The following is a 23,672-nucleotide window of genomic DNA, read 5'->3' on the forward strand; positions in this document are numbered from 1 at the left end:
TCGTTGCTTTCCTTTTTTATTTTATGGAAATTTGGCCATGAGAAATTCCCTTTTTACCCTCTTGCTGTTTGCAGCAATGCTTGTCGATGGATATGGACAGCAAGCCTATACAACCCGTTTTGAATCCAGCGGAGGGCTGGAAACTCCGGAATATTCCGAGGTAGTGGCCTATTTCCAGCAGCTTGCAACGGATTTTGACGCCATCGAAATGGTTGAGAAGGGTATGACGGATGCCGGATTTCCGCTGCATGTGGTTTTGTATGATCCTAGGAAGCAGTTTGATCCGGAGGTTTGGCACCGGGATGACCGCTTGATAGTGTTTATAAACAACGGCATTCACCCTGGAGAGCCGGATGGGATAGATGCCTCCATGATGCTGATCCGAGATCTGGCTACAGGAAAACTTTCCCTGCCCGAAAATACAGTAGTCGCCTTAGTCCCGGTGTATAATATTGGAGGACACCTCAACAGGGGTTCTTACAGCCGGGTAAACCAAAACGGGCCAGCTGCCTATGGCTTTCGTGCAAATGCCCGCAATTACGACCTCAACCGGGATTTCATCAAAGCCGATACCCGAAATGCGCGATCGTTTCAGGAACTGTTTCACTGGCTCAGTCCCCAGCTTTTTATCGATACGCATGTAAGCAATGGAGCTGACTACCAGCACGTAATGACGCTTATTTCCACCCAGCACAACCGCTTAGGCGGACCCATGGGGACATACCTGGAAGACGAGTTGGAACCCCAGCTATATCAGGGGATGGCAGACGTGGGTTTTCCATTGGTACCCTATGTGAATGCGTGGAATGGGAAACCCGAAGACGGCTGGGCCCAATTTAAAGACAGTGGCCGGTATAGCAGTGGCTATGCGGCATTGTTCGGAACGTTGAGCTTTATGCCCGAAACGCACATGCTTAAACCCTACGAGGAAAGGGTACGCTCGACGTATGCCTTGTTTGAAACGTTTTTTGCCGTTATACAGCGAGACGGCCATAAGATCCTGCGCCTACACGATGAGCAGCGCAAATGGCTTTCGCAGCAGGTGGAGGTTGCCTTAAACCATCAGCTAAATCGCGAAGAATTTAAATCGATCGTCTTTCATGGGTTTGAATCAGGCTTTAAGCCTTCTGATGTATCCGGTTTGCCTCGCTTATATTACGACCGGGGCAGACCCTTTACCAAGCAAGTAGCCTTTTACCACACCTATGTGCCAGGTATTACCATTCAGGTACCTAAGGCATATGTTATACCACAGGGTTGGTTTCAAATAATTGAGAACCTCTCCAGAAATGGTATAAAAATGGAGCGGCTGGAAAAAGACACGGTGCTGCAGGTTACAGCATATGAAATAAGGGATTTCAAAACCACCCCGAGGGCGTACGAAGGGCACTATTTGCATTCGGACGTGCAGGTGGATAAAAAACCGGGCTCTTATGCGTTTAGAAAAGGGGATTACGTAGTGCCTACCCAACAAGTCGCAATTAGGTACCTCGTTGAGGTATTGGAACCGCAGGGGGAAGATAGTTTTTTTGCGTGGAACTTCTTTGATACCATCCTGCAAGCGAAGGAGGGATACTCTGCGTATGTTTTTGAGGACTTAGCAGCCGCTTACTTGGCGGCCAATCCGACCATTCGGCAACAACTTGAAGAAGAAAAGCTCCGCGATGAATCCTTTGCCAAAGACGGATCTGCGCAACTGCGTTGGGTATATGAAAACTCGTCCTGGAAGGAAAAAGAGTACCATGCATATCCCATATATAGGCTGGAGTAGCCCTTAAAATACCGGCATGCGGAACATAACGCGCATGGCCAGTATACCCAGATGAAAGGGAGATCTGCCTGTGTGCTGATACCTGAGACTGACCTCCAGAGGGTCGAATACGTAACCGGCCTCTGCTGCAAAACCTAATTCAACGGAGGTTAGATTATCGCTGGTTTGTGCAAACCGGTTTCGGATTATATGCATTGCTCCCCCCAGTTGAGGTTCAAAAAAGAAGTGGTCGAAATTCACGCGGTAACCGATCGTGACGGGGATGAGGTTAAAAGCTACGTTGTCACCAAATGGCAGTGCAATGGTAGACCTGATGGGTATATAAGTAAAACCTCCCGTTAAGGTTAACTGCCCGTTCATTCCAACGCCATAGAGTGCCTTTACCGAGCCCCCAAACCCTGCAGGAAATTCATTCTGATAGTATTCATTCAGCGTCAATGCGCCGTCAAATCCGACATTAAGAAAGTTTTCTCCTATTTGTCCATAGGAAATTTGGGAGAAGATAAACAAGGCCAAAATACTGAGGTAAATTCGCTTCATAGGTGTACTTTTTTAGGTTTTCTATCTGGAATACAAAAAATATTTGGCAATTTAGAAGGTCTGTGCAGTCGTACGGACCACCTCAGTTATATTAAACTGGATTTTGGCTTCTTTAGTTTGAAAACAAAGGTTATTAAAGCGCAATGAGTGGTAAATTAACTTGGCCTCGGATACAATTCGCGTTGTTTTTAAGCAGTCTTTTGGTGTTTTTTGCCTGTTCTTCTTCAGATCGGGGGCATTCCGAACAGGCATTGTTGTGGAAGGCACCCCAAGAGGCCAATCACCGATTGAATCCTTTTCAGGATGAGGCCTCTGTAGAAGCCGGTCGGGCACTGTATCAGGTGTATTGCTGGAGTTGTCATGGAGAAAGTGGGATGGGCGATGGGGCTGCTGGAAGCGCCATGGGTTCTATACCTGCCAATTTTCACACCCAGGAATTTTTGAGTCAGACGGATGGGGCGATCTTTTGGAAGATCAGCCAAGGCAGAAGCGTCATGCCTTCCTTTGAAGAAGTGCTCTCTGAGCAAGAGCGGTGGCAGGTAACTGCCTATATTCGGAAATTGGGTGAGGGAATGGCTGAAACCCTCGCGGCGTCGCCGATTAGTCTTCGGGAGGATGTAGGCATACAACACTATCTCAAAGTGGCTGCTCGGGCCGTACGGATATTTTATCAGCCAGAGGCGGATGCCCTGTGGTATGCTACCTTTGAAGGAGAGGTGTATAAAATAGACCGCAGTCAAAAACCGCTCAGGACTGAGAAGGTGGTTAGTGCCGCAGATCATGGGATTAACCGGCTTCAAGGTGCCACCATGCATGGCAATACGCTCTTTTTGGCAGGCAATATACGGGTCAATGACAACAAGGGGACTACCGGTTGGATGATGCGAGTTGAATTGGACCCCTCGGGGAATCACCAAGTTTCAAAAGTATTTTCGACCGTGGAATATGGGACCACTAGCACTCCCTTTGATCACGGTTGGAGTGCGGTAAGGGTCAGTCCCGATGGGCGCTTTCTGTTTGTGGTCAGCGGATCTAGGACCGATCACGGGGAGGTTCAGGATAATAAAGGCGCGTATCCCAATTCCAGAAATGAACCCCTAACGGCCGCAATCTTTAGGTTTCCCATCGATGCACGGGATTTGGTGTTGCCAAATGACCTGGAAAAACTTCGGAATGCCGGATACCTGTATGCAGAAGGCATTCGCAATGCCTACGACATCGATTTTGATGGGGATGGTAACCTGTTTGCCGTCGTGAATTCCGGTGACTACGATCAGAGTGAGGACATGTTTTGGGTCAGGGAAGAGCACCACTACGGGTTTCCCTGGGTAATGGGAGGCTTGGAAACGCCTCAGCAGTTTGCAGATTGGCATCCGGATCCGGAGAAAGATCCCTTTTTGAATACCTCGGCTGCTGCTTGGCCTCACGATTTTTACAATGATCCAGATTTCCCGAAGAGACCTGAGGGCGTCGTTTTTACGCCCGGCATGCAGAATTTTGGTCCGGATGCCGTAAAATACCGGGATCGAAAAACTGGTGAAATCAGGGATGCTTTCATGGAGGGGAAGAGTATCTCAAGTTTCACGGCCCATTCGTCCCCATTGGGGTTAAACTTTGATAGAGACCGTCGACTGGCCGATCCGTACACCGGAAACGCCTTTACGCTTCGATATACCAAAGGTACTAAATCCAGCCTCATGCAACCTTTCACCAACAACGGGGAGGATTTATTGCAACTGCGGGTGACCTTTGATCCCGAAGTATCGAACTTCCGACTAGAAACCTGGCGTATCGCAGAGGGGTTTTCGCAGCCCGTGGATGCGGTTTTGGTAAAAAACGAATTGTATGTGATTGAATATGGTGGGAGGCAACGGGGAGGAAATATCTGGACCGTCGTCTTTCCAAAAAAATAACTTTATGACGTTAAAATCGAAGTGGATCGTAGGATTTACGGGCTATATGGTAGCCCTCTGTAGTTTGTTTGGTTGTGCTTCAGATCAGCTATCCGAGGAAAAGCTCCCACCTAATGTTCTTTTTATCGCCATCGATGACTTGAACGATTGGGTAGGCGTATTGGGGGGACACCCGCAGATCCAAACACCTAATATTGACCGGCTGGCAGCAAGGGGGGTATTGTTTGCCAACGCCCATACGCAGGCGCCGTTGTGCAATCCTTCCAGAGCCAGTATTCTAACCGGGTATCGACCCTCTACGACCGGCATTTACAACCTCGCTCCGCATTTCAGGGATGTGGACCTGACGCGGGATGCTGTGACCCTTCCGCAGTATTTTCAACAACATGGATACCGTACACTTTCCAACGGGAAGATATTCCATACGCTGGGTAATACCGAGGAAAAGCGGGCTGACTTTGAAGAGTGGGGCCCGATCGGAGGAGGCACCGCTGGACACCCTGCGCAAAAGATCGTGCCCAACACCCATATGGGCAACCACCCGTTGATCGACTGGGGCGTTTATCCCGCGGTTGGTGACAGTGTGAGAAACGACTATAAAGTCGCCACATGGGCGGAGGAAAAGCTGGAGCAATTGGCCAACTCGCAAGAGGGAAAGCCGTTTTTTATGGCCGTTGGATTTTGGCTTCCCCACGTTCCGTTGTTTGCTACCCAAAAGTGGTTTGACCTCTATCCCGAGGAGGCAGGGATCCAATTGCCGCCTGCACCGGACGATGAAAGAGAAGATGTTCCGGATTTTTCTTGGTACCTGCATTGGTATCTCCCGGAGGTCAGGCTGAGTTGGCTGAAGGAAAACAACCAATGGGAAAATTTTGTACGCGCATACATGGCCACGATCAGTTTTACGGACGCCCAGGTGGGAAGGGTCTTGGATGCGTTGGAGAAGCAGGGGCTCTCGGATAATACCATTGTGGTACTTTGGTCGGACCATGGATTTCATCTCGGAGAAAAAGGGATCACCGGAAAGAATACCTTGTGGGAGCGATCAACCCATGTTCCTTTGATTTTTGCAGGCCCGGATATTCCTCAGGGAAAGGTCGTAAGCCGTCCTGCGGAGCTCTTGGATATTTATCCGACTTTGGTGGAATGGGCTGGGCTTTCAGCTAAAGAAGGACTCGAAGGCCTCTCTCTGGCTCCTCAGCTGCGGGACTCTAATGCGTCTAGAGAAAGACCCGCAATCACCACCCATAATCCAGGAAACAATAGCGTACGATCTGAGCGATGGCGTTATATCCGGTATGCAGATGGATCAGAAGAGCTTTACGATCACGCGCAAGACCCTCACGAACACCTAAATTTAGCGTTGGACCCAGCTTATGGAGAGGTAAAGAATGCATTGGCCGGTTGGTTGAAGGAACAGGATGCTCCTCATGCGCCGGGAAGTCAGCACCGTACCCTGGAAAATATCAACGGCGTATGGCATTGGGAGGGTAGTCCGATTAATTGGGATGATTGGATAAAATGAGCTCTAATTCATTTGTAAAGGCTGGTTTTGAGTCTTATTCCAATCATTATTCTGCCAAGGGTTATTTAATCCTTTTTTTTCCAAATTATAATCTTTCTAATGAAGCGCTTTCCTAGCGGCTTCCAATTAATAAAATATTAATTCTGAAGCCTTGGATTAAAAAAAATATATTTTTTAAGAATACTTAAGTAAAAATTTTTTTAATCGAAAAACCTCCGCTATCTTTGTGTCAACAAAAGGGGAGAAAACCCCTTCCTGTAACAAAGCCTTCGAAAGGTTAATCGGGAGCAAAGAAACACTTTGTAGAAGGTTCGAATCCTTCTGTTGCAGCTTGGTTATTTTGGGTTTATTGTTAATTGACTAAAGCTATGAAACATTGTTTCATAGCTTTTTTTATGGTTCATTTCCATTCCAGATGTCGTGAGTGGTAATCCATATTCCGTTTCTTTTTTCCAGGATATTGAGGTATTTAGAAGTGGAGAAAAGGGTGTCTCCGCTAGATTTAGCGATCAGGGTGACTTTGGCAAAACCCCTTCCATATCCCAAATTACCGTCAACGACCACATCTTCATAGCCACTTTCCAGGATGGTTTTGTACTCGTCAAAAATAGCCTGATAGTAGGCTTCCACAGCTTTTTTTCCCCGCAGGCTTTCTTTTTCCGGCGCCATTAGAAACGCATCCTCGGCAAAGTACTTGGCAATTTCGGCGGCATTTCCCTCATTGAAGGCTCGGGCCCTTGCACTACTCATGGCGGCAATGATTTCGATGTCGTTTTGGTAGTTCATCGTGTTATCTTCTTCTGATTGTTCTGATGTAGAACATCCGGTAACGCACATCCAAGTCAGTACAAAAAGGTATCGCGCTGTTTTCATCTGTCTATAATTGATTTTTAATGGTCAGATCGAATCCCTGCCTGTCGCATGGTTTCCCCGATAGCGGGGCATTCCAGTGTGTGACGGCTACGTCATGCTCGATTTCATATGGCTATGATTGAATTTTAGTGGTCATAATTTGCTCCCTAGCAAAGGTAGAATGCCCGTCTGTCTTTGGGTTGTTGAAGGGTAATCATCTTTCTTCCATCCGTTCGGTTTGCTTTCTTTTGAAATGCTTGATAGCATGGTACGAAGGTAGGTATTCTGAGTCAAATCTTCCTTGTTTATCGGTATCTCGAAGGGATATTGAATCCAAATGATGGCTAAATAACGAAAAAATATTATTTTTTGGAATTTTCTTTGGATTTTCAATCCTTCTGTATAACTTAAATCCTGAAAATCTAAGCTCTATGAACAACCAATTTGACACGATTCCCTTCCAAGCGCTAGATGGGTTTTCCTGTAATTTAAAGCACTATGTAACCAAAAATCCCACCCCAAAAGGACCGGTACTCCTGGTCCACGGGGCCGGAGTAAGGAGCAATATTTTTAACCCTCCTGCCGAGCAAAACATCATTCACATGCTTTCCGATGCGGGATACGATGTGTGGCTAGAAAACTGGCGAGCGAGTATAGATTTGGAACCCAACGAATGGGATCTGGATCAAGTAGCCCACTTCGATCACCCAGCTGCGGTGCAGAAGGTGTTGGAATGCACGGGCCACTCGGAGTTAAAGGCCATTGTTCACTGTCAGGGGAGTACCAGCTTCATGATCTCAGCTGCTTTGGGTTTGCTTCCCCAGGTCAAGGTCATCATCAGCAACGCGGTTTCGTTACATCCCGTAATCCCACGGTTTTCTGTGTTCAAGTTGAGTGTTCTGCTCCCTATAGTGGGCACTATGTTTGACTATTTGGACCCCTCATGGGGCTTGGGCGCACCGGATTTCAAATCCAAAATGATTAAAAAGTTGGTGAAGGCTACACACTGGGAGGCAGATACTACGGTTGGCAAGATGGTTAGCTTTACCTACGGATCTGGGATGCCCGCGCTGTGGGAGTTGGAAAACTTGGACAAGAAGACCATGGACTGGATCCAGTACGAATTTGCCCATGTGCCGCTCACATTTTTCCGACATATTCGAAGTTGTGTGCGCGAGGGGGTACTCAAGCCGTCCGATGGATCCGGCATGGAGTATCAGGTGACGCCTCCACAGACGGAGGCCCGCATAGTACTTTTTGCAGGAGAGAAGAACAAGTGTTTTCTGGCAGAAAGCCAAAAGCGAACATTCGAATACTTGGACAAACTTAATCCTGGTTTTCATCAATTGTACCTGCTGGACGAATATAGTCACTTGGATGTGTTTTTTGGAAAAAACGCACACATCGACGTATTCCCGAAAATGATTGCCGAATTGGATAAAAACTGACCTATGCCACCAAAAAGGATCAAGCGTTATACCGGCAGGTTTTCCCTTGTAGATGGAATACCCTATCAGATGCCGATTCAAGCAAAGAATGCACCGGCATTCATGGCAGGGTTTTCCTGCGATTGGGAAAAGGCCAACGCATTGTTGCCTGGCAATGAAATACACGCTTTAAAACTTCCCAATGGACGGGGTATTTTGTTGATTACAGTGATCAATTACCTGGACACCAGTATTGGAAAATACATAGAGTTTAGCATAGCCATCGGCTGCACCCATGGGAAAAAGGCTGCGCCAAGGGTTTTGAATGCGCTTTTTGCTGGTCTTTATGGGACCGGACAGTTTATTCTGGACCTGCCCGTGAGTTCGGAAGTGTCGGTGAAAGGCGGCAAAGGAATTTGGGGGATGCCCAAACATCAGGCAAATCTGGATTTTATCGATACGCCTTCGAACGTAAGCAGTCAATACGAAAAGGACGGGCAGTTTGTGTTTCGTGTAGAAATTGAAAAGCCCCGATCGAGCAGTCTGGGTATTCGCATTGGAGCTACCAACTATTGCCAATATCGAAACATGCTCATGGCTTCGTATGTGTATTTTCAGACGAAGGCTGGACTAAACCTCTTTGGGAAAGCTAAAGCATCCCTCCATATCGGTGATCACCCTAATGTAGCGATGCTTCGGCAAATAGACATCAACCCGGATCCCGTTTTTACTACCTATATGCCCGCGGCGAATGGCATATTGGACGATCATTTTCAGTGCTGGTTTCTTACCTACGACCAGGCGCCGGAGCAAATGCCCGAAGGGTTGGAATCGGTGATCGGTCTGGGGTTATCGGAGGAATGGTTACGTGCGCCGCAGATCAGCGACATCGAAAAATACCGCATCCATTGACGTGTTAAGCGATGGTCGATGCGCCAGGAAAAGGGAGCCGTCTAAAAAGATATATTGAAACTATTAACAGCGACGAGATGAAGTTTGAAAAGAAACCAATGGTCAATTGGTATGATCCCAAGCAGTTGGCATTTACCGGTGTGAAGACTGTTTTGTCTTCGGTTTTTGGCAATTTTGCCGATCGAAGAGAAATGCAGGCTGCGTTGGATCAGGAGGGAAAGCCGTTTGATTATTCGGATAAGGAGGAAGTATGGTTTGATTTTATTTCTGACCTGGGAGACGGGTTTAACCCAACCTATACCTTGGCCAAGACCCTGGCAGAGCCCTCAATTACCGTAGAGGGCAAGCAGTTGCATCGGGGTGATTTTTTGGTGATGGGAGGTGACGAAGTATATCCTACACCGGAAATGATCGAATACACCAATCGCTTAAAAGGGCCCTATGAGGCAGCCTTTCCAAAGGATGAATCACCGAATGCACAGCGGCCCGACGTGTATGCTATTCCCGGTAACCACGACTGGTACGATGGTCTGACAAATTTTCTAAGGCTTTTTACGCAAAAGCGTTCTCTTGGAAATTGGCGGACGCAGCAGACCCGCAGCTATTTTGCTATTAAGTTGCCTCACGATTATTGGTTAATTGCCGTGGATATACAGCTTCATGCTGATATTGACTATCCACAAATATGCTATTTTCGGGATATCGCCCAAAACCATTTTACCTCTCAGACCAAGGTAATTCTGTGCACCGCGGAGCCATCCTGGGTCTATCGTTCCTTTGATCAGAAAAATACGGCTCATGATCGATTTAAGTTCTTTATAGACAAGGTATTGTATGGAAAGGGGAACAGCGATTACGAAGAGAAGAACCGGTCGATTACGGTCAATACCATACTTACGGGCGATTTACACCATTACGCCAGGTATGAGGAGACCACGGCCCGGGGAGAAATCCGGCAATTGATTACCGCGGGGGGAGGCGGAGCTTTCATGCACCCTACCCATACGCTGAAGGAGAATATTGAGCCGGTGGACGGCTATTCGGCGGAGTTAAAGAGTGTGTTCCCTCCCAAAGAGGCCTCCGTACGTCTAAGTCTATTAAATTTGGCATTTCCTTATTTTAGCCTAACCATGTTGACACTTTTTGGCTTGGTTCATGCCTTTACCAGTTGGATTCTGCAGACCAAGCGGTTTGTGGATGGAACTACCCTCATGGAACAGTTAAGCAAGATATCCTCGTTTGGAGAAGGCGTAGGACCTGCCTGCGAGGCGATCGTGATGGCGCTGAGCCATAATCCAGGTGCGATTTTCCTAAACCTTTTACTTTTCGGAGGTGTGCTGGTTTTCACCGATGTGAAGTCCGGATACGGCAAATGGAATTACGTGGCGGGTGCGGTTCATGGACTACTTCATTTACTAGCATTTTATGGACTCCTGTGGTTGTTTTCTTATATCAATTTAAGCCAGTTGGGATTGGGGATCAATAGACCTAGTCAAGTGGGGCTGTTTCTGGCTGAGATGGTAGTGCTGGGAGGAACCCTCAGCGCATTAATTTTTGGATTGTACTTAACCTTTAGCGTGCTCGTGCTAAAAAACCATATTACAGAAGCTTCTTCCTCTTACCGTTGGGAAGGGTATAAGAATTTTCTCCGCATTCATCTGACCGGCGAATGCTTGACCATTTATCCCATTGGATTCGAGAAAGTGGTTACCGACTGGAAGGTAACCACCAAAGGCGAACACGCTATTGTAGCCGGAAGTCCTATTCATTTTTCTTTGATCGAAAAACCCATTCAAGTACACCATGAAAAAACTGTCTAAACCTCTGTCGGAATTAAAAAGTGACTACGATGTCATTGTGGTTGGCTCCGGATATGGAGGAAGTATCGCTGCGTCCAGGATGTCCCGGGCAGGACTTGAGGTCTGCCTATTGGAAAAGGGCAAGGAATTTTTACCGGGAGAGTTTCCCAATACCCTGCTCCAATCCAGTAGAGAGATGAATTTTATTCGCGGGAAATCCGAAAATCTAGATAGGAATGGTCTGTACGAGTTCACCATGGGAAACGGCATCAACGTTTTCAAAGGCTGTGGCCTGGGGGGCACATCGTTGGTCAATGCCAATGTGTCTATCAAACCGGACCCGCGTGTGATGGTACAAGACGAGTGGCCTACAGCCATACGGGAAAACGTCGAGAGTTTTCACGAGGGCATGGACCGCGCATGGGAGATGCTCAAGCCGACACCCTATCCAGAAAACAAGAATGGCTACCCAGTGCTTAAGAAAACAGAGGCAATGCGTAAGTCTGCCGCATTTATGTCCGAACCCTTTCGTCTATTGGATATAAACGTCAATTTCGAGGATAAACAGAATCACGTGGGTATCAAACAGCCCAAATGTACAAACTGTGGAGATTGTGTAACAGGCTGCAACGTGGGGGCTAAAAATACCACCGCGATGAACTACCTTCCCGATGCCTTTAATCACGGAGCGGCAATTTTTACGGAAATCAATGTGCGGTACGTGAAAAAGGCCGGCAATCGCTGGCAGGTTTTCTTTCATCCGGTGGCCATCGGAAGGGAGCATTTCAATGCACCCTTGATGTTTGTGACGGCCGATCGGGTCGTCTTAAGTGGAGGTTCCCTGGGATCAACCGAGATTCTATTTCGCTCCGCCCAGCAGGGGCTGTCGCTATCTGGCCAACTGGGCAAGCGCTTCACCGGTAATGGTGATGTGCTGGGTTTTGGCTATAACAACGACATCCCCATAAAGGGGATAGGGTTGGGTAAAAAAGGCACAGATGCCGTTGCCGATGTAGGTCCTTGTATTACCAGTGTGATTGACATGCGTGGCAGAGAAGACATGGAGTCCGGAATGACGCTGGAAGAAGGGACGGTGCCGGGCCCTATTCGCACCATTATGCCTAAAATGTTGATAACGTTTTCCAGGTTGATGGGAAAGGATACAGATCGTGGATTTGTGGATTTTTGGAAAGAAAAATGGCGAGAGCTAAAAAGTCTAATTTTGGGCCCTTTTTTCGGTGCAGTGAAACACACCCAGATATACCTGGTAATGACCCACGACGATGGGAATGGGGAAATGACCCTAGATGATGGAAAACTTGCCATCAATTGGAAAGGGGTAGGTAAGCAAGAAATATTCCGGAAGGTAAACGGCGAAATTTATTCGGCAACGAAGGCCAATGGAGGCACCAAAATCCCTAATCCAACCTGGAATAAGCGGATGAATTACGATCTGGTGACCGTCCATCCGTTGGGAGGCTGTAATATGGGAGACGAAGCTTCCAAAGGTGTAGTGGATCACAAAGGCCAGGTTTTTTCGGGAAAGGAAGGGGTAGCGCTCCATCAAGGGCTCTATGTGATGGATGGGGCAATCATCCCTCGTCCGGTGGGAACCAACCCACTACTCACTATTAGTGGCCTGGCTGAACGCAGTTGCAAGTTAATCCTAGAGGAGTTGGGTAAACCATTTTCCTACGCATTTAATCCCCCCGCAGAACCGGATAGGAACACGGCTCCCACAGGAACGGGAGTTCAATTCACCGAGACCATGCGGGGTTTCTTTGGAATGGGCGAACTGGAAGACTACGAGCGGGGGTTTGAACAGGGAAAGAAGCACAAATCTGCCTTTGAGTTTACCCTGACCATACAGACTGAAGATATGGATCACTTCACTAACGACCCCAGTCATCCCGGCAGTTTATTTGGAACCATGCTTGCTCCTGCATTATCTGCGTCTCCGATGACGGCACTTGGAGGGGGCTTTAACTTGTTCATCGAAAACCCCGAAGCCCCGGACCGTAAAAAGATGAAATACACGGCCATTTTGAAAAGCGAGGAGGGAGATACGTTCTATTTTGAAGGCTTTAAGGACATTTTTAATGATAGGGTAGTTGATGTTTGGAAGGATACTACTACGCTGTTTATTGATGTCTATAAAGGGACCAACCGAACGGGTGCTTTGGTAGGAAAAGGTAAGTTGGTGATTCGGATTGCAGACTTTATTCAGCAATTGCGGACCGTAAAAGCCATCCATGCAAGTAGTAAGCAGGAAGGCATACGAGCCGTAGCGACATTTGGAAAGTTTTTCGCTGGCAATGTGTTTGAAACGTACGCCCGTTTATAATCAATAGATGGGAGAACCGAATTTTTCACCATGCCCGTTTAGGTGGTGGAAGATTCGGTCCTTCTAGTTCAAAATGTGAGTGGCTCTACCCAATCAAAGGTACCTGTGGGTTCGATAAGCTGATGTATCTGATAGGTACTAAGTGGCTAGTATACCACAGACTTTGATTCCTTGGGTTGTATACTCTGTATGAGTACGGATGCCATTTCATAGGATGACAATCTTTCTTCGTGATCGTACAAGTTCGTAGTAATCATCAATTCATCCACGCCACCTTGGCTGACAAATTTTTCCAATGCCGGTTTCACGGTGTCCGGAGTACCGACGAAGGTATAGGCCATCATAGTTTGTATCGCTGCTTTTTCCTGTTCGCTCCATATAGCATCCATGTCGGCAACCGGTTTTTTCAGCGGATAGGATCTGCCTCGTATAATTCCCAATGCCATTTGGTAGAAGGATGTAGCTAAGTAGTGGGCTCTTTCCTCCGTTTCCGCCAAAATCATATTGACACAGGCCAAAAAATAAGGTTTTGGGTTTTCAGTGGAAGGGGTATGGTGTGTTCTGTAGTGACTAGCAGCATGCATAAAGTAGGTAGGAGCAAAATGGCTGGCAAATGCGTATGGCAAGCCCTTCTCTGCGGCAAGCACCGCGCTACTCATACTTGAGCCTAGTAAGTAAATTGGAACGTGTAAGCCTTCTGCCGGAAATGCCCGGACAGGGGAGTCCCAGTTGTCGTCGGAAAAATAGGTTTTGAGATCCTCCAAGTCGTTGGGAAACTCCTGTACACTTTCCATACGCCCCCGCCGCAATGCAGCGGCCGTTCGCTGATCTGTACCCGGCGCACGCCCCAAACCCAAGTCGATGCGACCCGGATACAGTGTCTCCAAAAACCCAATCTGTTCCGCCACCATCAGCGGGCTGTGGTTAGGTAGCATGATGCCACCTGACCCTATGCGTATGTGTTCGGTACCCTGAGCAAGGTATCCCATCAACAGGGTAGGAGAGGAACTGGCTACATAGGCCATATTGTGGTGCTCTGCGACCCAAAAACGTCTATATCCCATGGATTCAGCCTTACGGGCAAGATCTATGCTACGATGGTAAGCATCCTTTGCATCGTATCCTTCACGGATGATTGCCAGGTCTAAAATTGAATAAGGGATCTTTTTCTTCATGAGTGTATGATCGGTTTTTTGGGGAAACTATCCGTAGGTTTCCCCGAAGTTGATGGTAGCAATTTCAGCCTTAGCTTACTGGGCTTGGTCCGTCATGGCCCATTCATCGCTTGATTCGGGAAGACTCCACCTCGGAATGCAACGGAGTAGGGAGTGCTTTCGTTCCCAGGTCACCTGCATTGTCATTAGCCAGATAAGAAATTTTTAATAAAAATAATAATATTTTTAACCTCCGAGTCTAATTACTTAAGGATGAGCGATTTTTATTTCTTTTGGTATTTTATTTTGTGAAATGAGATCGATTTCTGGGAGTAGCGCCTTGTAGAGTATTTTTAACAAATTGATTTTCAGTTATATATAAACTGAGTCAAGGAACTGAAATCTCTCATGCTAAAGAGTGATTTTTGTCATGTTTTAGGGTTGTACTTCTATCTAATTTTGAAGCATCAAATCGCTTGTACCCGATGCAGGTATGGTCTATTTTGTTGATTTAGTTTTATTTAATCATTTAAATATATAAAGTATGAAATCCAGATCTATAACCTTTTTACTCTTACTGCTAGTCGTCTTAAGCCTTCAAGGCCATGCACAAGCAGAATATCGAATCGATGGTAAGCCAACTCTCAAGGTATCCGGGACTTCTACGTTGCACGATTGGGATATGGTATCTGATCAGGCAACCGGTTCAGCTAGGCTCACAGTAAGTGGTAGCGCCGTGCAGGCCATCAATTCGGCGAGCCTATCCATGCCAGCGGAAAGTATCAAAAGTGGAAAGCGCCAGATGGACGGTAATGCCTACAAGGCCTTGTCTACCGACAGGCACAAAGACGTAAAGTTTCAATTAACCGAAGCCAAGAAACAGGGCAATAAATGGTTGATCTCCGGAACGCTTGAATTGGCGGGGGTAAAAAAGCCCGTCACTTTTGACTCAAACGTAAACGTAGCTGGATCTAAAGTTACCATTCAATCGTCCACCTCCTTTAAATTGACCGCTTTTGGGATAGATCCGCCTACAGCAATGCTCGGCACAATCAAGACGGGAGACGATGTAACCCTTTCTATTGAAATGACATTATCAGCAATCAACTAAACTTAAACAACACCAAATTTGTATGAAAAAGCACATAATATTGATGGGATTGGCTGGATTTTTATCTACCAGCCTGATGGCGCAGAGCGACCGTGATATGCAGTTTTGGCGACCCTATGATCAGCGGGGATTGAATATTTTTGAGACAGGCAAAGAGGATACAGTTGCCTACGATGGTGTCAAAGTACGAATCGGTGGTGCTTTTGCCCAGCAGTTTCAATCCTTGAGTCACTCCAATAGTGCCTCGCCCATGTTAAACGACAACAATGTAAACCTCAATCAATTGATGAACATTGGGCCTGGATTTAACTTGGCAACTGCCAACCTGAACATTGACGTGGCGCTTGCCGATGGGGTGCGACTTAACTTGGTCACGTACCTTTCTTCCAGGCACCACCCCGAATCTTGGGTGAAAGGCGGTTACCTGCAAGTGGACAAGGTTCCGTTTTTAAACAGTCCTACTTTTGACAAAATCATGGAAAAGGTGACCATCAAGGTTGGCCACATGGAAATCAATTACGGTGATGCACACTACAGAAGGTCTGATAACGGAAACGCATTTTACAATCCATTTGTCGGAAACTACATCATGGATGCATTTACTACGGAAATTGGTGGTGAGGTAATTTTTCAGGACAGAGGATTCTTGGCTGTCGCGTCTATGACAGGCGGAGAGATTCAAGGGGGAGTGACCAATCCGGATGTTCGAAAGCCTTCTTTTATCGGGAAATTGGGCTATGACAAGCAGCTCAACGATGACCTGAGGGTTCGCCTCACAGGATCAGTTTACACCACCGCAGGATCTGTGAACAACACCCTATGGGGGGGAGACCGTGCGGGTTCCAGGTATTACATGGTTATGGAGAACACCTTTGCTACCACAGCGGCGCAATTTACCTCCGGAAGGTTCAATCCGGGCATGAGAAGCAATTTAACAGCCATGGTGTTGAATCCATTTGTCAAATTCCAAGGGCTGGAGCTATTTGGCAATATAGAGCAATCCAAAGGTAAAGCAGCGAATGAAAGTGTAGACCGTACCTGGAATCAACTGGGAGTAGATGCCGTTTACCGATTCGGAACCGCAGACAAGTTTTACGTGGCCGGTAGATACAACGAAGTGAGCGGAACTCTTCCCAATGGCGTAGCGCCTAGCATCAATCGCGTGCAAGTAGGCGGCGGATGGTTCGTAACCAAAAATATTTTGACTAAATTTGAGTACGTAAGTCAGAATTACAATGACTTTGGACCCACGGATATCCGCAGAGGTGGAAAGTTCAACGGATTCATGATTGAAGGCGTAATTGGTTTCTAATTAAAATAGTTAACATGCGTATCGCTTGGTTTTTGATCTGTGGGATGCTGCTGATGGCCAATGCAAACAGGGAAGAACTGTTTGTCATCAAGGAAAAGGAAATCCGTGTAAAGGGTGTTACTTCCATTGGCAAGTTCGAGTGCTCCTACGGAAACGAGAAGCTAAGCGATACGCTTTATACAGGCAATCTGCCAAAGGCAAGGCAGCTTGACTTTATTATCCCGGTAGATGATTTTGGATGTGGCAATTTTTTGTTAAACAGGGACTTCAAGGTGACGATAAAGGCGGAAGAGTTTCCGTTTTGCAAAGTAACTGTCAAGTCTCTCAGCCGGAACGGACAGGGTTTTTTGAGTAATCTGGATGTGAGTTTAGCGGGAAAAGACCTTTCCTTGAAAGATGTGGTGTTTAGGCATCAGAATAATCAGCTCATAGGGGATGTAGACCTTTCTTTTGGGCAACTCGACCTGTCTCCTCCAAAAAAGCTTGGTGGATTGATTCAGGTGGAGGATAAACTATCCCTACAGATAATCATGGGCATGTAGTCCTTGCTCATTGTACGACGAAGGTTCTGCTTTTGGTGTGCGTCGAAGGAAGTTTCCAGTCTCGGTAGCGGATTTTAAACTTCCCCGTTAATCTACCTGTTTCTAGCGTCCATTTCGTTTCATTTGAAAGTGCGCGCCACAGTCTCAGGGCGCGGAAATCAGCAAGTCGTTTATCGTCGTTTTTGACCCAAGTTCCCTCATGGTTTTTCGGAATTTGAATTCCCTTATAGGCAATAAATAGGGCGTTTTTTGGCAGATCAAATTTGCCAAAATCGTTATCAAACGAGGTCAGATTGATTACACCTTCAAACTCTTTGTGATCTAAGTAAAATTGCCGGTTTACAATTTCCATTTTCCGTATCCCAGCTGGGTTAAATTGCGCGAAGGCGTCACTATCAAATACGGGCATGGCGTCAATCAAAATCAATGGATTACGCTGAAAAACCACTGCGGCAGGTTTGTTTACATTTTTAAAGATGGTCTGTCGGTTTTCGCGCCGAACCAAGACAGTTGGTACGTATTCTCGAATGACCGTGGCCATGTCATCAAAACGGTTGTAGTCGTCAAGCAGGTAAGTATAGTCCTCGACGAGAAACGGAGGCAGGGTATCCGGTGCAGCAGGGAGTGCTGGAAAATAGTAATTTCCGGTTTGGCTGGCTAAAAGCCTATCTTGGAGCGTGGGAAGCAGTGTTTCAGGTAACTGAAGTGCCGGTAGCTGAAAACTTGCTTTGGGTTGCACCTGCCAGAAAGGAGATTCTAACACGAAGTCGAGCTGGCTTTCCTGGTTTTCGGCCTGTACGATCACGAAGTCATAGTGCTGAAAATCTGCTGATTCAAAAAATAGGCGGCCGTCAACCAACGGCTTGCTGATCATCAATTTGGAGGAAATGCCGTGCGCTGAAAGGTAATAGGTCTCTGTGGTGTCTATGGGGAAGTTCAGCGCTCTCCCTTGTATCAAATGTCCAAAAATCTCTGGTTGGGGAACGGGTTGTGTATCGTCCACATCGTATAGGTTTGATGTGTTTATTGGAGTTATTTCCGGGAGATCCCCTACATAGGTGATGGCCACTGTGAAATCGTTGGCATGACGGTCCTCCAGTGACAGGGTAACTTCCTCGTTCGTTCCAAAAACTTCTCCGTCAGCAATTCCGTCAAAGGGAAATGCCTGCTCGTTGCCAATGGGAGCTTGAGGTCTATTGCTTGGCAAAGGGGCTTTCGGAGGCAGGGCCGGATTGATAATGCCGATTACCTGATGATGGATCCCTTTTTCTGGCGAGTGATAGGGACTCACCTTTGTATATACCCGCAGGAGGTAATAGTCAGACGGGAGTTTGTCGTTGATCAGTAGGTAAGCCATCGCTTTTCCTTCTTCGATTTTTGCCATTTCTTGGAGCACGGGCACTCCCTCCCGGTTGATTATTTCCAAATACAAAACCTTCGAGGGGGTTACTTTTCCGTGGAAGCTAACCCTTGCTTCTACCCACAGGTGTTCTCCAGGCATCACGTATTCGTCTGAAACAAATGCCAAGACCTCCTCCTCTAGCACGGGCAGTGACTGTTGCCCCATTAGGGGTGCTGTCGTGTAAAGTGTTAGGAAAAAACACAGTATATTTATTCGTGTCATCTGTTTATCATTGTTATCTTTATTGATCATAACCTGTCCTGCACCGAAAGCAGGGATGCCAGTCTGCTCGCAGTGGGAGTCGCTACCTAAAGGCAGGTACATGGATCATCATGATCCCACGGTGTGACGGATACCTTAGGCCTTTTTCCGCCTGACGGGCTCGATTCAGGGGACGTTCCCCCAGGGCACCTAGGGAGTATGGTGGTCGTAGGGTTCCCAGAAATCCGGCGGGAATTCACTACCTCTCAACCTACAATCCGTACAATTTCTCGTGGACGCCATGTAGGTAACACAAACGGCACCCTCACAAATTGGGAGTACAGGAACCATATCTCCAATGATGTACCGGTCTTCATAATCCAGCGGAGTGACTGTATCCAACACACAAAATCTGTAATCCTCAATCCGGGAAGCCCAGCCATCCAGCTCTCTTTTGTCAATGTACATTCTTTTTTCAACGGTCTTCCCAGCACTGACATAACCGATCACTGGCTCGCCGGGATTGGAAAGGCTGCGGATGTTGGTGCCAATCATAGAGGGCATGGGGCTGAAAATGCCGCCGATTTCGTCGGAATTTTTTCGCATAGCATCCCAAAACTCAAAAGCATCCCGGTCCAGACCGCGCTGTCGTACCAGGATGGAATACCGTTCTCCCAATTTCTCGGAGAGCGTATCGATCCGTTGGATTTCTTTTCGGGTGATTCGTTGGTTTTGAAATCGCTCAGATGATTCCAGTATGATATTGGAGGATTGAAAACTTTGATAGCAACTTTGTACGATTTCGTTAAAGGGGGTATTCCTAATCGTCCTGGAGGGCTCGTCAAAGTAATAGTAGTTTTGATAAGGACTTCTAAATTCCCAGTCTTCCTCAAACTCCCAAATAAAATACTTGGATTGATCGGTGCCGGTGGTAGATGCGTGGATGCTTACATAGCCGGGTCTTCCTACATATCCCAGTTCCAGATCTTCCGACGTGGGTACCGGGATGATTTCGTCCGATAGGTATTCCCCGAAGGATGTTTGAATTCGGACTCGGTATACATCGCTTTCAGGCAAGGTGGCCTCCAGCGTGTATTTTCCTGCTTGGGATCTGTTCATGATCCATGTGCCCGAATGTTCGCTTTCCACTTGTACATTCGCCTGACTTACCGGCCGGGATGTTTGATTTAGATAGATCGGCATGGTTTGGGTAAGATTGATTTCACTGATACCCCCTCCGATTTCCAAAAAACCCTCTACCACCAAAAACTGATGATCGATGTCTGTGACCTCTGGTTCATAGAATTCCCTACACGCAAGGGGTCCGAGAAGAATGACCATGAAAACTGCCAGCATTCCGATTTTGTGGTTGTTCATGGGCTTAAAACTTAAAGTTATAGGTAATAAATGGAATGGGCCTTGCAAAGATCGAAAGCTGGTAGCCTTGCAATATCCCGTTCACTGGGGCGAAAAACACCGAGTAGGGATTGCTACGTCCCAATACATTGTAAATACCCAATGACCAAGACGCATGGGCCAGCTTTCGGACCCGGTGATTTCCCTCGATATTGACAGAAAAGTCTACCCGGAAGTAATCGGGGATGCGGTGTTCGTTTCGGTCTGAGTAGAATACACGGTCTGATCCTCCATATTGGAATTTGGCAATGGGTAAGGTAATTGGTCGGCCCGTGCTATAGTTTGCGTTTAAGGAGGTGTTTAAGCGTCTTGTAAACTCAAAATTTGCCGCAACCATAACGTCATGGGGTTGGTCAAAGTTGCTGGGGTAGAACCTTCCGTCGTTGATGCTTTCTGCCAGCTCTTCGGCTGATGTTTGTAGCAGGGATCTGGAATAGGTATAGCTGACCCATCCATTTAATTTACCCACCGTCTTTTTGGCCATTAATTCCACCCCATACGCTTTGCCCCGCGTATTGAGTATATCCTGCTCGATGGCCTCGTTCAAAATCAAGGTGGCTCCACTGCCAAAGTCTAGCAGGTTGCGCATGCGCCGGTAGTATACCTCGATGGACGTCTCTATACTGTTGTTTTTGAAGTTTTTAAAATAACCAACAGAGACTTGCTCGCCAAACTGCGGAGCAATGTTCGGATCACTCATTTTCCAGGTGTCAGTAGGGGAGATGGCGGCCGTGTTGCTTAACATGTGAATGAACTGCCGGCCAGTATTGTAGCCTGCCTTGATGGAGGTCATGTTGTCAATGGAATACCTCGCAGAAAGCCTTACTTCCGGCCCGTGATAAGTCTGGGCGATATCACCGGATCCATACACATCCGTCCTTTCCAACGTAGCGTCCGAGCGTATTTGACCGGGTACATAACGGTTCACCTCTTTTGGACCCAGGTAGTTGTATACGACGTACCTTAATCCGTAGCTGATTAGCCACTGGGAATTGATTTCGAATTCATCACCGAGATAGACCGCACTTTCCAAGGCTCGCTCCGGCTCCACCTGCCGGGGGATTACCAGCGAATTTTCATCCCTTGCGTCCAGCGTTCCGGCTGCCAGTCGGTACAGTACGTGGTTCATCCCGAAGGAAATCTTATGCTTATCGGACAGCTCGTAGGTAAAATGGTTTCGCCAGTGGGATTGATTCATTTTGAAGCCAAAATCAAAGGCGTTTAGGGAATCCAAGTTTCCATCAATTTGAAACCCATAATAGTCGTGTCCAACGGTGAATTCGGCCTCTAGCTTTTCATTCAGGTAACTTATCCAGCTCAGATTTATATTGCGGTTTTGGTAGCGGAAGGTGGTGTCACTGTCAAAGCGAAAGCTGTCTTCACTGCCATACGAGGCCAATCGGATCTCATTTTTTTCGTTGATTTTATGGCTTAGATTTAGGTTTAGATCGGCAAAGGAAGCCCTGCTATCTCTGAATTCGGAAGTTTCATCCAGCAGGCCAAACAGCCAGTTGGAATACGTAGTCCGGGCTCCGACAGCAAAAGTGGTGCCCTCGCCAAGCGGCCCCTCCAGGTAGATCCTGCTAGTCATCGGACCGATTCCCCCGCCTCCTTCGATTTTTTCGCGGTTGCCGTATTTGGCTTTCACATCCAAAACGGATGATAGTCTACCACCGTATTGAACGGGGATACCCGCCTTGTAGAGGTCTACGCTTTCGATCATATCGGAGTTGAAAGCGGAAAATAATCCAAACAGGTGGGAAGGATTGTAAACCGTCGCCTGATTGAAAAGTACAAGGTTTTGGTCGGCTGCGCCTCCTCGTACATTAAACCCGACACTTGCCTCTCCGACCGTCTTGACACCGGGAAGGGTCAAAATCGCTTTGAGCACATCTACCTCACCCAATACAGCCGGGATTTTTTTCATCGATTGTACGGTGATACTCTCCAGTCCCATCTCGGGACGTTGGATATTGGCGGAACGCTGGGAGGTTACGGTTACTTCGGTGAGTGAAATGATATTATCATCCATGAATACATCCAAGGTGCCGTCTCCCACCATGTTAATTTGTCGTTGTTCTTGATATGCACCAAAATTCTGGAATATCAAGGTATGCCGTCCTTTGGGCAGGAGTATTTCGTAGTTGCCATTTTCGTCGGTAATTCCGCGGCTGTCCTGTCCGGCGGCATACACGAGGGCACCAATGATTGGAGCGCCTGATTCGGAGCTTTTCACCGTACCCGTCAATCGGGCCTGACGGACACTAAATGATTGATCAGGGACTCCAATTTCCCACAGCTTGTTTTTGGCAAAAAGCCGATCCTGCTCGCTACTTCCGATAAGTGTGTCTAACGCAGATTCCGCTAGCTGATCCCTTTGAAAAAACGTTCTTGGAAAGGTAGTCTGTAGTGCCTTCCCTTTGCTGATGTATACCCGATTTGATCGGTCTATGCTATACTTTAGATCGGTGCCAGAAAACACCGTCCCCAACAATTCACCCAAGCTATTATTGTTTGCATTTAGGTTGATCTCTAGATCGGCAACATCTGCAGCTTTAAAGAAAAACCGGTAGGACGACCGGTCTTCTACCATTTGGGCAAAACGTTCGAAGGAAACACCGGCAAAAAGGCCACTGATAGGTTCACTTGCAGTAACCTGGCACCATGCTACCGGCAAACTAATAAATAAAAAAACCCATGTAACAAAAAAACGGTTCATAGCTGACTGGAACGGCGATTGGCGGAAGTGACCAAAAGAAGTAGATAGGCTTCCCTGTCCCGCTTAAATTTAAGTTTGGGATCCCGCAGGTGCGGCCTGATTTCCCTTCGGTTTAGTGACAATATACGGTAGGCGTCCTTTTTTCGACGGATCAAATGCATGTGATCGTCTTTTTCGATGAAATAGCGCTTCACTTCGAGGTAGGAAAGGTAAGGATTTAACGGGGAGCTGTCCTTCTTAATTTCCTTGTAATGTTTACAATACAAACTTTGATCCCCTTTTGTAATTTCCCGATAGAATCCACTCCGGTGAAAGAAAAAACCTGGCACGTTTTTCTTTTTTACAAATCGACTGCCATCTGCCATTTCGAATGTATTTATTCTCTGCGGATTAAGGATGGTTCGTTGTCCTTTGGCTGGCGTCAAGGTTACCAGTAGTTCATCGTAAATATCAAATTGCAATGGAACCCGGGCGAAGGTATACTGCTGAATCGTGACGCTGCCAAATTCCATCGCATTGGGTCCAAAATAGGGATGACCTGCAACCGATGATTGGGACCGCGCATATTGCGACCCGGTGTGCACTTCTGGATAAAAAGCGCGCATTTGCTGATAGGACTGCACGTAAAGGCTATCGTTTACCGGTACCTGCGCATTGAGGATTGAAGCGTGAATCAACAATAAGATCGTCAGGAAAAAAAAATGAAGCAAGAGACGTAATGTATTCAACGTT

At 47.1% G+C, this 23,672-nt stretch carries 17 protein-coding genes; 10 read left to right on the forward strand and 7 right to left on the reverse strand.

What is annotated here, in order from left to right:
* Positions 1 to 37: 37 nt before the first annotated feature.
* Positions 38 to 1,771, forward strand: a complete 1,734-nt coding sequence (locus JJU34_RS12920; RefSeq protein ID WP_228692795.1) for a M14 family zinc carboxypeptidase — start codon at positions 38 to 40, stop codon at positions 1,769 to 1,771.
* A 3-nt stretch (positions 1,772 to 1,774) separates the two neighbouring features.
* Here JJU34_RS12920 and JJU34_RS12925 read toward each other — a convergent pair whose 3' ends face one another.
* Positions 1,775 to 2,311: a hypothetical protein gene (locus JJU34_RS12925; RefSeq protein WP_228692796.1), complete on the reverse strand. Its 537-nt coding sequence runs from the start codon at positions 2,309 to 2,311 to the stop codon at positions 1,775 to 1,777.
* Between the two features lie 143 nt (positions 2,312 to 2,454).
* On the opposite strand from JJU34_RS12925, the gene JJU34_RS12930 reads away from it, so the two are divergent.
* Together JJU34_RS12930 and JJU34_RS12935 are read left to right on the forward strand one after the other, a co-directional pair.
* Positions 2,455 to 4,224: a c-type cytochrome gene (locus JJU34_RS12930; protein WP_228692797.1), complete on the forward strand. Its 1,770-nt coding sequence runs from the start codon at positions 2,455 to 2,457 to the stop codon at positions 4,222 to 4,224.
* 4 nt (positions 4,225 to 4,228) lie between these two features.
* The gene (locus JJU34_RS12935) at positions 4,229 to 5,749 is read left to right on the forward strand and encodes a sulfatase (RefSeq protein ID WP_228692798.1); all 1,521 of its coding nucleotides are present in this window, start codon (positions 4,229 to 4,231) and stop codon (positions 5,747 to 5,749) included.
* A gap of 393 nt (positions 5,750 to 6,142) precedes the next feature.
* Here the strand turns inward: JJU34_RS12935 and JJU34_RS12940 are convergent, their stop codons facing one another.
* The gene (locus JJU34_RS12940) at positions 6,143 to 6,622 is read right to left on the reverse strand and encodes a nuclear transport factor 2 family protein (RefSeq protein ID WP_228692799.1); all 480 of its coding nucleotides are present in this window, start codon (positions 6,620 to 6,622) and stop codon (positions 6,143 to 6,145) included.
* Between the two features lie 410 nt (positions 6,623 to 7,032).
* Between JJU34_RS12940 and JJU34_RS12945 the strand changes: the two genes are divergently transcribed.
* The 4 genes from JJU34_RS12945 to JJU34_RS12960 all read left to right on the forward strand — a co-directional run bounded on the left by JJU34_RS12945 (position 7,033) and on the right by JJU34_RS12960 (position 13,083).
* The gene (locus tag JJU34_RS12945; protein ID WP_228692800.1) at positions 7,033 to 8,049 is read left to right on the forward strand and encodes an esterase; all 1,017 of its coding nucleotides are present in this window, start codon (positions 7,033 to 7,035) and stop codon (positions 8,047 to 8,049) included.
* 3 nt (positions 8,050 to 8,052) lie between these two features.
* On the forward strand, positions 8,053 to 8,940 hold the full coding sequence (locus JJU34_RS12950) for an acetoacetate decarboxylase family protein (RefSeq protein WP_228692801.1): 888 nt from the start codon (positions 8,053 to 8,055) through the stop codon (positions 8,938 to 8,940).
* Between the two features lie 77 nt (positions 8,941 to 9,017).
* Positions 9,018 to 10,760 carry a metallophosphoesterase gene (locus JJU34_RS12955; protein WP_228692802.1) on the forward strand — a complete coding sequence of 581 codons (1,743 nt, stop codon included), beginning with the start codon at positions 9,018 to 9,020 and terminating at the stop codon, positions 10,758 to 10,760.
* Positions 10,744 to 13,083, forward strand: a complete 2,340-nt coding sequence (locus JJU34_RS12960; RefSeq protein WP_228692803.1) for a GMC family oxidoreductase — start codon at positions 10,744 to 10,746, stop codon at positions 13,081 to 13,083. The genes JJU34_RS12955 and JJU34_RS12960 overlap by 17 nt, the downstream gene beginning before the upstream one ends.
* A gap of 146 nt (positions 13,084 to 13,229) precedes the next feature.
* Here the strand turns inward: JJU34_RS12960 and JJU34_RS12965 are convergent, their stop codons facing one another.
* Positions 13,230 to 14,258: an LLM class flavin-dependent oxidoreductase gene (locus tag JJU34_RS12965; protein ID WP_228692804.1), complete on the reverse strand. Its 1,029-nt coding sequence runs from the start codon at positions 14,256 to 14,258 to the stop codon at positions 13,230 to 13,232.
* Between the two features lie 523 nt (positions 14,259 to 14,781).
* Between JJU34_RS12965 and JJU34_RS12970 the strand changes: the two genes are divergently transcribed.
* The 3 genes from JJU34_RS12970 to JJU34_RS12980 are packed head-to-tail and all read left to right on the forward strand — an operon-like array spanning position 14,782 to position 17,202.
* Positions 14,782 to 15,348 (forward strand): YceI family protein, encoded by a 567-nt coding sequence (locus JJU34_RS12970; RefSeq protein ID WP_228692805.1) that lies wholly within the window; start codon positions 14,782 to 14,784, stop codon positions 15,346 to 15,348.
* 22 nt (positions 15,349 to 15,370) lie between these two features.
* Entirely contained in the window at positions 15,371 to 16,660 is a 1,290-nt protein-coding gene (locus JJU34_RS12975) for a hypothetical protein (RefSeq protein ID WP_228692806.1), read from the forward strand.
* A gap of 14 nt (positions 16,661 to 16,674) precedes the next feature.
* Positions 16,675 to 17,202 (forward strand): hypothetical protein, encoded by a 528-nt coding sequence (locus JJU34_RS12980; protein ID WP_228692807.1) that lies wholly within the window; start codon positions 16,675 to 16,677, stop codon positions 17,200 to 17,202.
* Positions 17,203 to 17,209: 7 nt separating this feature from the next.
* Here the strand turns inward: JJU34_RS12980 and JJU34_RS12985 are convergent, their stop codons facing one another.
* From JJU34_RS12985 to JJU34_RS13000, 4 genes are all read right to left on the reverse strand, one after another.
* Positions 17,210 to 18,826, reverse strand: coding sequence for a hypothetical protein (locus JJU34_RS12985; protein WP_228692808.1), 1,617 nt, complete (start codon positions 18,824 to 18,826; stop codon positions 17,210 to 17,212).
* Between the two features lie 189 nt (positions 18,827 to 19,015).
* Positions 19,016 to 20,182: a DUF4249 domain-containing protein gene (locus JJU34_RS12990; RefSeq protein WP_228692809.1), complete on the reverse strand. Its 1,167-nt coding sequence runs from the start codon at positions 20,180 to 20,182 to the stop codon at positions 19,016 to 19,018.
* A 4-nt stretch (positions 20,183 to 20,186) separates the two neighbouring features.
* A complete protein-coding gene (locus tag JJU34_RS12995; RefSeq protein ID WP_228692810.1) occupies positions 20,187 to 22,940 on the reverse strand; it encodes a TonB-dependent receptor in 2,754 nt (917 codons plus the stop codon).
* Positions 22,937 to 23,668, reverse strand: coding sequence for a hypothetical protein (locus JJU34_RS13000; protein WP_228692811.1), 732 nt, complete (start codon positions 23,666 to 23,668; stop codon positions 22,937 to 22,939). Before JJU34_RS13000 ends, JJU34_RS12995 begins: the two co-directional genes overlap by 4 nt.
* Positions 23,669 to 23,672: the final 4 nt, after the last annotated feature.

Origin of the sequence: Lunatimonas sp., assembly GCF_020832325.1 — a bacterium.
Lineage (GTDB): Bacteria > Bacteroidota > Bacteroidia > Cytophagales > Cyclobacteriaceae > Lunatimonas.